General features: G+C 74.3%; 14 protein-coding genes and 1 pseudogene. 9 read left to right on the top strand and 6 right to left on the bottom strand.

The genetic code is table 11. The annotated features are described in order from the left end of the window. The 3 genes and pseudogenes from AMY39116_RS46700 to AMY39116_RS0341150 all read left to right on the top strand — a co-directional run. Positions 1 to 1423: pseudogene (locus AMY39116_RS46700) on the top strand (ABC transporter permease); the annotation flags it as partial. Next, positions 1410 to 2087 carry an ABC transporter ATP-binding protein gene (locus AMY39116_RS0341155; protein ID WP_020423426.1) on the top strand — a complete coding sequence of 226 codons (678 nt, stop codon included), beginning with the start codon at positions 1410 to 1412 and terminating at the stop codon, positions 2085 to 2087. The pseudogene AMY39116_RS46700 and the gene AMY39116_RS0341155, both read left to right, overlap by 14 nt. Further along, positions 2081 to 2695: an ABC transporter ATP-binding protein gene (locus AMY39116_RS0341150; protein WP_020423425.1), complete on the top strand. Its 615-nt coding sequence runs from the start codon at positions 2081 to 2083 to the stop codon at positions 2693 to 2695. The genes AMY39116_RS0341155 and AMY39116_RS0341150 overlap by 7 nt, the downstream gene beginning before the upstream one ends. On the opposite strand, the gene AMY39116_RS0341145 is transcribed toward AMY39116_RS0341150, so the two are convergent. Further along, positions 2682 to 3836 carry an MFS transporter gene (locus tag AMY39116_RS0341145; protein WP_027936686.1) on the bottom strand — a complete coding sequence of 385 codons (1155 nt, stop codon included), beginning with the start codon at positions 3834 to 3836 and terminating at the stop codon, positions 2682 to 2684. The two genes, AMY39116_RS0341150 and AMY39116_RS0341145, sit on opposite strands and share 14 nt — an antisense overlap. Positions 3837 to 4291: 455 nt before the next feature. Then, complete coding sequence (locus AMY39116_RS0341140; protein WP_020423422.1) at positions 4292 to 5257, bottom strand: AraC family transcriptional regulator; 966 nt, start codon at positions 5255 to 5257, stop codon at positions 4292 to 4294. 58 nt (positions 5258 to 5315) lie between these two features. Between AMY39116_RS0341140 and AMY39116_RS0341135 the strand changes: the two genes are divergently transcribed. Then, positions 5316 to 5540, top strand: a complete 225-nt coding sequence (locus tag AMY39116_RS0341135) for a hypothetical protein (RefSeq protein WP_157358874.1) — start codon at positions 5316 to 5318, stop codon at positions 5538 to 5540. Here AMY39116_RS0341135 and AMY39116_RS0341130 read toward each other — a convergent pair. Continuing rightward, positions 5528 to 6370, bottom strand: coding sequence for an LLM class flavin-dependent oxidoreductase (locus tag AMY39116_RS0341130; protein WP_020423420.1), 843 nt, complete (start codon positions 6368 to 6370; stop codon positions 5528 to 5530). The genes AMY39116_RS0341135 and AMY39116_RS0341130 overlap by 13 nt on opposite strands. A 124-nt stretch (positions 6371 to 6494) precedes the next feature. Between AMY39116_RS0341130 and AMY39116_RS0341125 the strand changes: the two genes are divergently transcribed. Further along, a complete protein-coding gene (locus AMY39116_RS0341125; RefSeq protein ID WP_020423419.1) occupies positions 6495 to 7379 on the top strand; it encodes a LysR family transcriptional regulator in 885 nt (294 codons plus the stop codon). A gap of 7 nt (positions 7380 to 7386) precedes the next feature. On the opposite strand, the gene AMY39116_RS0341120 is transcribed toward AMY39116_RS0341125, so the two are convergent. Both AMY39116_RS0341120 and AMY39116_RS0341115 read right to left on the bottom strand, forming a co-directional pair. Continuing rightward, positions 7387 to 8391: an LLM class flavin-dependent oxidoreductase gene (locus AMY39116_RS0341120; protein ID WP_020423418.1), complete on the bottom strand. Its 1005-nt coding sequence runs from the start codon at positions 8389 to 8391 to the stop codon at positions 7387 to 7389. A gap of 149 nt (positions 8392 to 8540) precedes the next feature. Next, a complete protein-coding gene (locus AMY39116_RS0341115) occupies positions 8541 to 8975 on the bottom strand; it encodes a DUF6292 family protein (protein WP_020423417.1) in 435 nt (144 codons plus the stop codon). A gap of 122 nt (positions 8976 to 9097) precedes the next feature. Here AMY39116_RS0341115 and AMY39116_RS0341110 point away from each other — a divergent pair, with 122 nt between their 5' ends. The 3 genes from AMY39116_RS0341110 to AMY39116_RS0341100 all read left to right on the top strand — a co-directional run bounded on the left by AMY39116_RS0341110 (position 9098) and on the right by AMY39116_RS0341100 (position 10234). Further along, the gene (locus AMY39116_RS0341110; RefSeq protein WP_020423416.1) at positions 9098 to 9391 is read left to right on the top strand and encodes a MerR family transcriptional regulator; all 294 of its coding nucleotides are present in this window, start codon (positions 9098 to 9100) and stop codon (positions 9389 to 9391) included. A gap of 2 nt (positions 9392 to 9393) precedes the next feature. Next, complete coding sequence (locus AMY39116_RS0341105) at positions 9394 to 9807, top strand: hypothetical protein (RefSeq protein ID WP_020423415.1); 414 nt, start codon at positions 9394 to 9396, stop codon at positions 9805 to 9807. A gap of 133 nt (positions 9808 to 9940) precedes the next feature. Beyond that, complete coding sequence (locus AMY39116_RS0341100; protein WP_020423414.1) at positions 9941 to 10234, top strand: hypothetical protein; 294 nt, start codon at positions 9941 to 9943, stop codon at positions 10232 to 10234. Here the strand turns inward: AMY39116_RS0341100 and AMY39116_RS0341095 are convergent. After that, on the bottom strand, positions 10218 to 10595 hold the full coding sequence (locus AMY39116_RS0341095) for an STAS domain-containing protein (RefSeq protein ID WP_020423413.1): 378 nt from the start codon (positions 10593 to 10595) through the stop codon (positions 10218 to 10220). The two genes, AMY39116_RS0341100 and AMY39116_RS0341095, sit on opposite strands and share 17 nt — an antisense overlap. A gap of 325 nt (positions 10596 to 10920) precedes the next feature. On the opposite strand from AMY39116_RS0341095, the gene AMY39116_RS0341090 reads away from it, so the two are divergent. Further along, the coding region (locus AMY39116_RS0341090) for a GAF domain-containing protein (RefSeq protein WP_020423412.1) at positions 10921 to 11980 on the top strand (1060 nt) is incomplete at its 3' end.

Here is an 11980-nt window from a genome sequence, read left to right as displayed (position 1 = left end):
GGTCGCCGGCGCGTTCGGAGTGACGCTCGGCGCGGTCGCGCTGGTCGCCGCGCGGCGGGCGGCGCACCTGTTCGACGTGCCGCCGGTGCGGGCGCGCCGCGCGCGGTGGGTGCCGTGGGAACTCCTGCCGCTGGCGGCGGCAGTGGCGAGCTGGTTCCTGCTCGGCGACGACGTCCAGGCGGGGGCGGGCGGAGCGGCCGGCACCGTGGCGCGCGTGCCGCCCCGGCTGGTGGTGGCGCCGATCCTGCTGGTGATCGCCCTCGCGATCGCGGCGGCGCGGGCCGTGCGGTGGCTGCTGTCCCGGGCGCGGGCGCGGGGTGGTCCGCAGCGCCCCGGCTGGTTCCTGGCCAGCCGCCGCGTGCTGGCCGGGCCGGTGGCGGCGGCCGTGCTGACCGGCGCGACCGCGGTGCCGGTCGCGCTCGCCGTGTACGGGGCGTCGGTGACCGGCTCGGTGGACCGCACTCTGCACGCGGAGGGCCAGCTGATCGTCGGCACGGACGTGGTGTTCTCGCTGGAGACCCGCGCGCCGGTGCCGCCCGCGCTCGCGGACCGGGCGAGCCTGGTGTCCGCCTACGGCAACGCCCGCGTCGCAGGCAGCACGGTCGAGGTGCTCGGTGTCGACCCGGCGACGTTCGGCCGGGCCGCGTTCTGGGATCCCGCGCTGCCCGGCCCGTCGCTGGACGAGCTGCTCGGACGGCTCGCGCGCGGCGAGCCGGTCGCGTTGCTGGCCGGTTTGAACCGCGCGCACGGAATGTCCACAGTGGACATCGGCGGGCGGACCGTGCCGCTGACCGTGGTGGCGGTTCCGCAGCTGCCGGGCAAGAAGTCGGGCAACCCGCTGCTCGTGGTGCGCCAGGACGTCCTGGACGGGCTCGGGCTGGTGACCCGGCCGCAACTGTGGGTGCGCGGGGACCCGGACGAGATCCTGGCCGAGGCGTCCGGGCTGCCGGTGCGCACCTACGCGGAGGCGGCGAACGTGACCGCGGCCGGGGTGTACTCGCCGATCACCTACACGTTCGGCTTCCTCGCGGCGGTGTCGCTGCTGTGCGGGGCCATCATCGTGGTCGGGTTGCTGCTCTACCTGACGGCGAAGGCCCGCGCGCGGCGCAGCGCGTATGTCCTCTTGCGACGGATGTCGGTGACACCGGCCGATCACTGGCGCGCTCTGTGCTTCGAGGTGGGCGGGCTGCTGCTGGCCGGGTTCGCCGCGGGACTCGTGCTCGCCGTGGTGGCGGTCGGCCTCACCGCCGGGGCCTTCGACGTCAACCCCTCGACCCTGCCCGGCACGCTGCTGAGCCCGCCGTGGGGGCTGGCCGCCGGGCTGGCGGCCGCGGCGGCCGTCACCACCGCGCTAGCGGCGGGCGCGGCACAACGCGCGGTGTCCCGCGCCCGGCCGGCGGAGGTGCTGCGTGACGCGCGATGACCGGGCGTTGTGGTGCGAAGGCGTCGCCTACGACTACCCGACGCGGGGCGAGACCGTGCACGCCTTGTCCGGCGTGGCGCTGACGGTGCCGCGCGGGGCGATCACGGCGGTGGTCGGGCCCTCCGGCTCCGGCAAGTCGACGCTGCTGAAGATCCTGGCCTGCCTGGAACGGCCGGAGGACGGTCGCGTGTGGATCGACGGCACCGAGGTCACCGCGTTGTCCGCGCGGGCCCGCCGGGCGGTGCGCCGCACCCGGGTGGGCTACGTGTTCCAGGACCCGGCGGACAACCTGCTCGACTACCTCACCGTCGCCGAGCACCTGGCGCTCGCGGCTCGTCTGCGTGGCCGGGACACGAGCGCCGAGCTGGTCGGGGTGCTGGGTTTGGGGCACCGCACCGGTCACGTGCCCCGGCGGCTGTCCGGCGGCGAGCAGCAGCGGGTCGCGCTGGCCTTCGCCGCGGCAGGCGAGCCGGCGGTGGTGATCGCCGACGAGCCGACCGCGCAGCTGGACCGCGACTCGGCCGGGCGGGTCGTGGAAGCGTTGCGGCTACTGGCCGACCGCGGGCAGGCGATCCTGCTCGCCACGCACGATCCGGAGGTGAGCCGCGTGGCGGACCGGGTGGTGGAGCTGGTGGACGGCAGGCTGGGGGAGGTCTCGTGCTGAGCCTGCGCGGGGTGCACAAGAGCTACGGCGGCACGCCGGCGCTGCGGCCCGTCGACGTCGAACTCGTGGCGGGGGAGCTGGTCGTGCTGACCGGGCCGTCCGGGTCGGGCAAGAGCACGCTGCTGATGATCGCCGGCGGCTGGGAGACCCCGGACGGCGGCGAGGTGGTGCCGCACCCGCCGCTGCCGGACCTGCCGGTGGAGCGGATGTCCTGGCAGGACCTGGGTTTCGTGCCGCAGTCGATCAGCCTGTTCGAGGAGCTGACGCTCGCCGACAACCTCGCGCTGGCCCGCGGCGGTCCCGGTGGCGCGGAGCTGCTGGAGGCGCTGGAGCTGGGGCACCTCGCCGAGCGGCGTCCCGGCGAGGTGTCCCGCGGCGAGCAGCAGCGGGTGGCGGTGGCCAGGGCGCTGGTCGCCTCCCCGGCGCTGGTGATCGCCGACGAGCCCACTTCGCACCAGGACCACCGCCGGGCCGATCTCGTGCTCGGCCTGCTGCGGGCCGCGGCGGACCGTGGCGCGGCGGTGCTGATCGCCAGCCACGACCCGGCCGTGGTGTCCCGCGCGGACCGGGAGATCCGGCTCGGCGCGGACGCGGTCACGCGCGGATGAACCGCGTCCCGCCCGCGACGAGCACCGCGACCGCGCCGACCACCAGCAGCGCCGAGGACAGTCCGGTGAGGACACCCGAAAGTCCCAGAACCACCAGCGGGCAGACGAACTGGCCGATGAACATCGCCGAGGTCCACACCCCGGTGCCGCGGCCGCGCTGCTCGAACGTCAGCGATCCCAGCGCCCAAGTGAGCAGCGCGGGCAGCAGCAAACCGTTGCCCAGCCCGGCCACCACGGCGCCGGCGACCGCGACCGGCAGCGACTCGGCCAGGCCCAGCCCGAGGACGCCGAGTCCGGAAAGGACGAAGGCGGCCGGGATGGTCACCCGCGGCCCGAACCGCGCCACCTTCGCGAACGACCACGCCGCGACGGCCGTGGCGAGCGAGGCAATCGCGCTCACGAAACCGATGGTGCTGCTGGACTTCACGCCGATCCCGTCGAGCACGTAGGACAGCTCGACGATCAGCACGTAGAACACCAGGCCGCCGATGAGCGTGACCCCGACCGGCGTGAGCAGGCGGCGCCACGGCAGCGGCGGCAGCGCGGCGGCGGTGGTCCGCCGGGGCTGCCAGATGTGGCGCGCGGCGAGGAACGCCAGCGGCAGGCTCACCGCGTACAGCCAGAACGGGGTCCGCCAGCTGTGCGCGCCGAGCAGGCCGCCGACGGCGAGGAAGACCGTCGCGGCCACGGTGGTGAACACGGTCTGCAGCCCGAAGTAGCGGTTGCGGAGCGGGCCGGCGAAGTAGTCGGCGAGCAGCGTGGTGCAGCACGTCATGATCGCGGCCTCGGTGAGGCCGACGAGAATCCGGCTGACCAGGATGAGGTGCAGCGAGTCCAGCCACAGCGGCGCGGTGCCGACGACCGCGTAGACGACGAGCGCGCCGACCAGGAGACGCTTGCGGCCCAAGCGATCCACGATCCGCCCGGCGACGGTCGCGGTGAGACCGATGACTAGGGCGGGCACGGTCAGCAGGACCGGGGTGAGCGCCGCGACGCCGGGCGTGCCGGCGAACGCCTGCTGGATGCTGGGCAGCACGGGCGCGAGCAGCACCGAGCCCAGGACGGACAGGCAGCTGGCGAACAGCAGGACGAGAGCCTGGGCGCGGCCGGCGGGCCGTCCGGTGGCGGGGTCGAGGGCGATCCCGGCGGTGGGGCTTGGGGCCCTGTCGGCGGTGGGGTCTGGGGCCCTGTCGGTGGTGGGGTTTGGGGCGTTGTCGGTGGTGGGGTTTGGGGCGTTGTCGGTGGTGGGGTTTGGGGCGTTGCCGATGGTGGGGTTTGGGGCCTTGTCGGCGGTCGGGCTTGGGGCGTTGTCGGCGGTGGGGCTTGGGGCGTTGTCGGTGGTGGGGCTTGGGGCGTTGCCGCCGGCGGGGCCGGGCGAGGAGGGCAGGACACGGTCCGGCACGGGCTTCTCCGGGGGACTCGCGTGCCGGTCTCCGCTGACCGGCACCACTGTCGTGGAAGTCTCGGTGCTGCCCGGCGGAAGGGGAAATCACTTGTGCTGAGGGGCGCCATCAGCGGCGCCGATGATCGCGACGGTCCGGCGCGGGTGGCTTCTGAGTGGGAAGCCGCCGGCCTGGCCGCCGTCCGAAGGGCCACTCACCGCGTGCGGCGCCGCAGCGTGAGTGACGGTGGCTCCTCGTACCGGGCGCGGTAGGCGGCCGCGAACCGGCTGAGGTGGGTGAATCCCCAGCGTCCCGCGACGTGCGTGACGGTCGTCCGGGACGGGTCCGTGTCCAGCAGGTCCTGGTGCGCCCGGTCCAGCCGCACGTTCTGCAGGTACGCCATCGGCGTCATCCCGGTCTCGGCGCGGAATCCGTTGGTCAGCGCCCGCGCCGACACCGACACCGCGGCGGCGAGCCGCCCCGTGGTCCACTCCCGGTCCGGGTACGCCTGCACCAGGTCCACCGCGCAGCGCACCGCCGACCGGCCGGGCGACGCGGCGCCGGTGGTCAGCTGGTCGCTGTAGTTGTGCGGCTGCCCGGTCAGCAGCGCGTCGAGCACGATCTGCTCCAGCCGGCGCGCCGCGAGCGGGTGGGTCAGCAGCTCGCTGTCCTGCCGGGCGGCCCTGGTCAGCAGCATGAGCGCCTCGACCCAGGTGCGCGCCGGGCCACGGCTCAGGTCCATCCGCGCGGCGAAGGTCAGCCGCGGGCCGGGGTCGCGGCCGAGCAGCTGCCGCAGTTCGCGCTCGACCTCCCGCCCGTCGAGCATCACGCACAGCTGCTCGGTCGCCGGTGCCCAGTCCAGCTCCGCAGGCGCCTCGGGCGCGAACACCGTCGCCGTGCCGGGCTCGCTGACCACCGCCGGCCCACCGCCCGAGGAGTAACGCGCCCGCCCGGCCAGCGGGAGCACGACGTGGTAGTGCGCGTTCGGCTGGCTCCGCACGCGGATCCGCGGCCCGAAGCTGATCAACCCGATCGTGAGCGCGGTGTGCGCGGTCGCGTCCAGCCGCATCGCCAGTTCGCCCCGCTCCGGCAGCAGTTCGAGGGGCAGGTACAACCGGGTGAGCGTGTCCCGCGCCTCGTCCGGATCGGTGGTGGTGAAGGTGACGTGTCCGTTGCCCACGGCAGACCTCCTTGCCGGAACCCACCAGTGTGCCTCCTGCCGCAAGCGGATGGAATTCGTGCCGGAAACGGATAGCCATGTCCACGCGGCCCGGGTTTCGATCGACGGCGTGGCGGTGGTCTTCGAGCGGCGGGAGGAGCCGTGCCGGCGGTGCCGGGACGTGGTCGCGGTGAAGACCGTCGTCGAGTCGAGGTCGCGGATGAAACTGCGGGTGCGGGAAGCCGTCCACGCCGACGACGGCTCCCCGGCGGACGACGCGTGCGCCCGCGATCAGACGGGCTGACCGGCCGCCGGCGCGAGGCGCGCCAGCACCTCCACGTCCGTGGCGAAGTCGCTCCCGGACTGGGGCAGCAGCACGACGTGGTCCGCCCCGGCGGCCAGGTGCTCGCGCACCCTCACCGCGATCGCATCCGGTTCGCCGTAGGCCACGACCGCATCCACCAGCCGGTCGGCGTCCGCGGGATAGCCCGCCCGGGCGACGGCGCGGGCGAACCACGGCTGCCCGAGCGTGGACGTCACCCGCGCGACGGCTTCCGCACGGCTCGCGCCGGGCATCACGGCCAGCGCGGCGACCAGCAGCTTGCCCGGGCCGAGCAGGCGCCGGGCCAGCGCGGTCGCCTCGGGCGGCAGCATGGCGGGCATCGCGCCGTCGGCGACCTCCCCGGCCAGCGCCAGCATCTTCGGCCCGTTGGCGGCCAGCACGCGCGGGTACTCCGCGGGGCCCATCCGGTCCACGTAGTCGCGCATCGTGGTCAGCGGGTCGCCGTACTCGCGGCCGGTCTCGGCCGCCTGCTGCGGGTAGCCGACGCCCAGCCCGAGCACGAGCCGCCCGGGGTGGGCCCGGTGCAGGAACTCCGCGGCGGCCGCGGCCGTCCGCGCGTCCCGGGTCCAGATGTTGGCCACCCCGGTGCCGAACACGACCCGCTCGGTGGCCTCCAGCAGCACGGCCAGTTGCACCAGCGCGTCCTTGCCGGGGAACTCGTTGGTCCAGATCGTGCCGTAGCCGGCGTCCGCCAGCCGGGCGGCGGCCGCGGGCAGCTCGCGCGGCCCGGGCGGATCGGTGAACGGGACCGGCAGGTACACCCCGACCCGGCCCAGCGATGGGATCTCCACGAAAACCACTCCTCGCGAACAGGTGACCGTTGCTCCCACCGTGCTGCCGCCGCTCCCGGCCGGTCCAACGCCTGTTCCGCATCCGGCGATGCGTTCCGGGCATCACCGCAGGTAGCTTGGGACGATGGCCGAGCACGCCGACCTGGACCTGCGACTGGTGCGGTACTTCGTGGCCGTGGCCGAGCACGGCCACTTCGGCCGCGCCGCGGCGGACCTGCACGTCACCCAGCCCTCGCTGAGCCGCCAGATCCGCGGCCTCGAACGGCAGCTGGGCGCCCGCCTGCTGGACCGCGGCCCGCGCGGCACCCGGCTCACCGAGGCAGGTGAGGTCTTCCTGCCGCTGGCGAAGGACCTGCTGCGCTCGGCCGCCCAGGCCGCCGGCCGTACCCGCGCCGCCGCCCGGCCCGCCCGGATCACCATCGGGCACGCCGTGAACATCCTGGTCACGCCGGCCGTGCGCGAGATGCGGCGCCGTCACCCGGACGCGGAGGTGCGCACCCGGCACGTGGGCTTCCACGAGGTGCCCGCGGCGCTGCTCGACCACCGGGTGGACGCGGCCGTGGCGCGGCTGCCGTTCCCGACCGGCGGGCTGCGGGTGACCGTCCTCCACGACGAGCCGCGGGTGGTGTTGCTGCCGCGCGACCACCGCCTGGCGGGCAAGGAGTCGGTGCGGCTCGACGACATCGCCGACGAACCGCTGCCGCGCGTGCCGGGTGACGCGGAGTGGAACGCGTTCTGGCGGGTCGACCCGCGGCCCGGCGGCAGGCCGGCACCGGACGGGCCGGTGATCGGCACGGTCGAGGACAAGGTCGAGCTGGTCGCGGGCGGCGAGGCCATCGCCATCGTGCCGGCCGGCGCCGGGCTGACGGGCCTGCGCGCGGACCTCACCACGGTCCCGCTGGAGGACGTCGAACCGAGCCACGTCGTGCTCGCCACCCGCGCGGACGACCGGAGCCGTCTCGTCGCCGAGTTCCGCCGGATCGCGCAGGCTCAGCTCACCGGCGCGTGAAGGCCTGTCACGCGGACCAGCCGAGTTCCGGCCCGAGCTTGGTCGCGATGTCGGTCAGGATCTGCACGTAGTCGGCGTGCTCGAAGGTGAACGGCAGCGCGAAGGCGACCTCGTCGACCTCCCGGAACGCGGCGTGCGCGTGCAGCCGTTCGGCGATCTCGGCGGACGTGCCGACCAGGTCGGGGGCGAACATCATCCGCGCCGGGCCCTGCGGAGCGGTGGTCCGCGGCGTGCGCTTGGCCGCGTACTCGGCGTACTTCGCGCGCTGTTCGGCGGTGGCCGAGTCGGTCGGGATGACCACCAGGCCCTGCGACACGCGGGCGCGGTCGCCGTCCGGGTGGTGGGCGCGGAAGATCCGGATGTGGGAGAGCTGGATCTCGGCGAAGTCCTCCGACTCCTCGGCCTTGACGACGCTGCTGGTCAGCAGGTTCATCCCGTTCTCGCCCGCCCAGCGCGCCGAGCCGAGGCTGCCCGCGCCGTACCAGAGGCGGCGGCCCAGGCCGGGGGAGTGCGGCTGGACGCGGTCGGAGAAGACCTCGAAGCCCTCGGTGCCGCGGAAGCCGGTGACGGGCTCGCCGCGGATCGCGTCCAGGAGCCGGCGGACGCGCTGGTGGCTGAAGTCCTCGGCGTCCGCGGTGTCCGGGTAGAGCGCGTCCTTGACCTGGTCCCAGTGCATCGGCGGGCCGACGGACAGGCCGGGGTTGAGGCGGCCGCCGGAGAGGATGTCGACGGTGGCGAGGTCCTCGGCGAGGCGGAGCGGGTTCTCCCAGCCCATCGGGATGACCGCGGTGCCCAGCTCTATGCGCCGCGTGCGCTGCGAGGCGGCCGCGAGGACCGCGACCGGCGAGGAGATGCCGAACTGCAGGTGCCGGTGCCGCACCCAGGCGCTGTCGAAACCGAGCCGCTCGCCCAGCTCGATGATGTCCAGCGTGCTTTCGTGGCCGGCGCGCGGGTCGGCCTCCTCGAACAGGCCGATGGTGAGGAAGCCCAGCTTCCGCAGCAGTCGTGACACGCGTCCTCCCGGGGTCCGTGATCACGATTCTGGCACCGGACCCCGGGCGGACGGCGGTCGTCCCACATGCCGGAGCTAGCCCGTGTTTCGGAAGTGGCTCGCGTGGCGGTGCGGGTTGCGGCCCGGCTCCACCGCTTGGGAAACAGAACCTAGCCCGCGGCGAGCAGCTCCTCGGCCACCGGCGCGTACGCGCCCAGCTCGTCGTGCAGATCGGGCGCCGCGAGCGCATCCGGTTCCGGCGTGCCCACCGCCTCACCGGCCAGCGCGCGGCGCACGAAGGCGGCCACCACCCGCGGCGCGGGCGCCACCTGGCCGCCCAGGTAGGCCAGCACCAGCAGATCCTCGCCGCAGCGGGCCTCCACCGCCAGGGACCAGCCGTAGCGCTCGTCCCACAGCAGGGCCACGTCGCGGTCCGGGAACGCGGGCACGTGCCCGTCGATCGCGAGGTAGGCGCTCAGCGGCGCGTCCAGTTGCACGAAAGAGCCGTGCCCGCTCAGGCCGAGTTCCTCCTCGACCAGTCCGATGTACCGGCGCAGGCCCCGCGCCGGTTTGCTCTGCGGGTCGAGACCCGGGTTCGGGAACACCTGCTCTCACCTCCCGCGAATATCTATAGTCAAGACTGGAGATTGAGTCAATTGAGCGAAGCAGATAGACTCGGCAGGTGGCTGTAGACAAGCTGGATGACGAGGACTACCCCGCCTGGACGATGGGGCAGGCGGCAGACGCGCTGGACGTGCAGCCCGCGTTCCTGCGCAGCCTCGACGCCGCCGAGGTCGTCCAGGCGCACCGCTCGTCCGGCGGCCACCGCCGCTATTCGCGCCGCCAGCTGCGGCTGGCCGCGCGGGTCCGCGAGCTGTTCGACGACGGGATGACCCTGGCGGCCGCGGAGCGGATCGTCCGGCTGGAGGACGAGCTGGCCGCGTCGCGTGCCGAGAACGCGGATCTGCGGCGCAGGCTGGGCGAGCAGACGGAGTTCATGGAGACCGAACGGGAGGATTGAAGATGGCGCTGGAGAACGTCTGGATCCGCACCCCTGGCGACGGGCTGGTCCGGGCCGATCAGGTCATCGGGATCTCCAACCACCGCACCCCGTCCCTGTCCGGCAAGCCGGGCCGCTGGCTGCTGACGGTGGCGCTGCCGGTGCCGACGGGCAGCGGGAGCGCGGACGGCTGGGGGGTGACCAACCTGCACCGCACGCTGGTGCAGACGGACCAGGAGGTGGTCGGCGCGCCGGACCGCCTGGCGCGGCTGCTGGCCCAGCTGGCGGCGGTGGACACCGCGGGGATCATCACGGCCGTCCCGTGCGGCCCCGACCGCAGCGACGTGCGGTTCGAGTTCAGCCGGTTCGACGCGGAGGTCGCGCTGGCCGCGGAGCCGCAGGCGCAGGCGGAGGTGCCCGAGGTGGTCGGCGTCTGAGCCGGCCGCGGTGGTGGGCGAAGAACGCGCGGCAAGCCAAGGCGGCGGTGCGGAGGACGTGCGCCGGTGCCGCCGCCGTCGGCGTCCGCGCGGGCGGCGGTTGATCCGCACCCACCGCGGGTAGCTCCAGCGGATGGCGACGAAAGCGCCGCCCGCCACGGCGGCTTCCAGCACCTGGACTGACGAGGACGGCGTGCGCCAGCCGGGCGCGGACGCCCACGCCTGGCTGCCCGGCACGAACCAGACCCTCTGCGGCCTCTCCCTGCACCGCGCCCGCCTGGGCCGCTTCCCCCACGTGCTCTGGATCGACACGCTGTGGCTCGCCGACACCTCGGCGCACCGGATCGTGCCCTGCCGGCGTTGCGTGGCCGCCGCGGGCGGGCGGTCCGGCGCCCGCCGCTGGGTGCGCGTCAATCCGCGTCCGTGAGCGCCTCCTCCATCGTGCTGTAGACGTTCAGGAACTCCAGCAGGTCCGTGAACGCCATGACCCGCCGCACCTCGGTTCCCGCCACCACCCGCAACTCCGCCGGCGCGGCCTCCCGGTGCGTACCGGCCAGCAGGCCCAGCCCGCTGGAGCTGATGAACCGCAGTTCCGACAAATCCAGCACCAGCAGGCGCGGCTGATCCACGAGCGCGAGCCGGATCAGCCCGCGCAGCTTGGGCAGCGTCGAGATGTCCAGTTCGCCCGTCGCGGTGAGCGCGACGTCCCGTCCCCGGTGCTCGGCCGAAACCGTCATGGCGTGCGCGGGCGCGGGTTCCGTCTGCGGGCGGTCGCTGGGTGGTGCCATTCGCCCATCATGCATAAGAATCCGCGATCCGGCAGCAGCCATTTACACCGCCGTGCGATCGGCGCGCGACTGCGTTTGCCGCGTGATCAATGGGGTAACTCCACGCGCCATTCGTGCGAGCCCAGACGGCGTCGCTGTTTTCCTTGCCAGGCAGGCGAATCCGGGCGCACTTGCCCGGCGACATGCGTGTGCAGGAAGGGAATGACCGCACCCTTGCCGCAATGGTCGAGCGGCCCCGGTGCCGAGTCCAAAGCGGACTCAGGCGCATGTACGGTGGGTCCACCCCCACCGTCCCAAGGTGGTCGTCCGGTCCACGAGGTGATCCATGAGCCTGCCCGTCGCCGCCGTCGTCGGCCTTCTCGAAGCCGCCGAGCAGGACACCGACGTCGCGCCGCTGCTGGACGGCCTCGGCCCCGCCGACGCCGAGCGGATCACGTCCGGCGTCCGGCGCCTGCGCGCGACCTCGGACCGCCTCCGCCGCCGCGGGCAGGAGCTCGCCGCCCTGTTCTCCTCCGCCAGGGAGCTGGCCGAGCTGCGCGACGTCGACGAGCTGCTGGCCCGGCTGGTCGAACGCGCCCACGACCTCGTCGGAACCGACGTCACCTACCTCTCGGAGTTCGACGTCGGCAGCCGGGAGCTGCGGGTGCGCACCACGCTCGGCACGGTCGCGCCGTCGTTCCCCGGCCTGCGCGTGCCGCCGGGGATGGGCCTGGCCAGCCAGGTGGTCGAGAGCCGCCGCCCGTGCTGGACCGCGCGGTACGACGCGATGACCCAGGCGCCGCACGACGACCGCATCGACGAGACCGTCGCCGCGGAGGGACTCGTCTCGCTGCTCGGGGTCCCGCTGCTGGCCGGGGACGAGGTCATCGGGGTGCTGTTCGCCGCCAACCGCGTCGAGCACGCGTTCTCCCCCGAGGAGATCTCGCTGCTGTCCGCGTTCGCCGACCATGCGGCCGTCGTGCTGCAGACCGCCCGGCTGCTGGCCCGCGCCAACGCCGCCGCCGAGGAAACCCGCCGCGCCTACGGTGAGCTGGCCCGCCACGTGGAGGCGATGGAACGCGCGAGCGAGGTGCACGGCGACCTCACCGCGCTCGTCCTCCAGGGCGGTGACGCGACCGAGGTGGCCGGGGCGCTCGGCCGGGCGCTGCGCTGCCGAGTCACGCTGCTCGACACCGGTCACCTGGACGGCGGCGTGCGGGCGGCCGTCGAGCAGAGCCGGCGCAGCGGGCGGTGCGTCCCGGCGGGCGATCACACCTTCGCGGTCGCTGTCGTGGCGGGGCCGACGCTGCTCGGCGCGTTGTTGCTGGAGCAGGGGGCCGTCGAGTTCGGGCCCGTCGAGTTCCGCACCGCCGAGCGCGCCGCGCAGATCACCGCCCTGCTACAGC

Origin of the sequence: Amycolatopsis sp. ATCC 39116, from assembly GCF_000231075.2 — a bacterium.
GTDB classification, from domain to species: Bacteria; Actinomycetota; Actinomycetes; order Mycobacteriales; family Pseudonocardiaceae; genus Amycolatopsis_E; species Amycolatopsis_E tucumanensis.
Note: the sequence above shows the minus strand (reverse complement) of the source record. Positions and strands in the feature narration are given on the sequence as shown.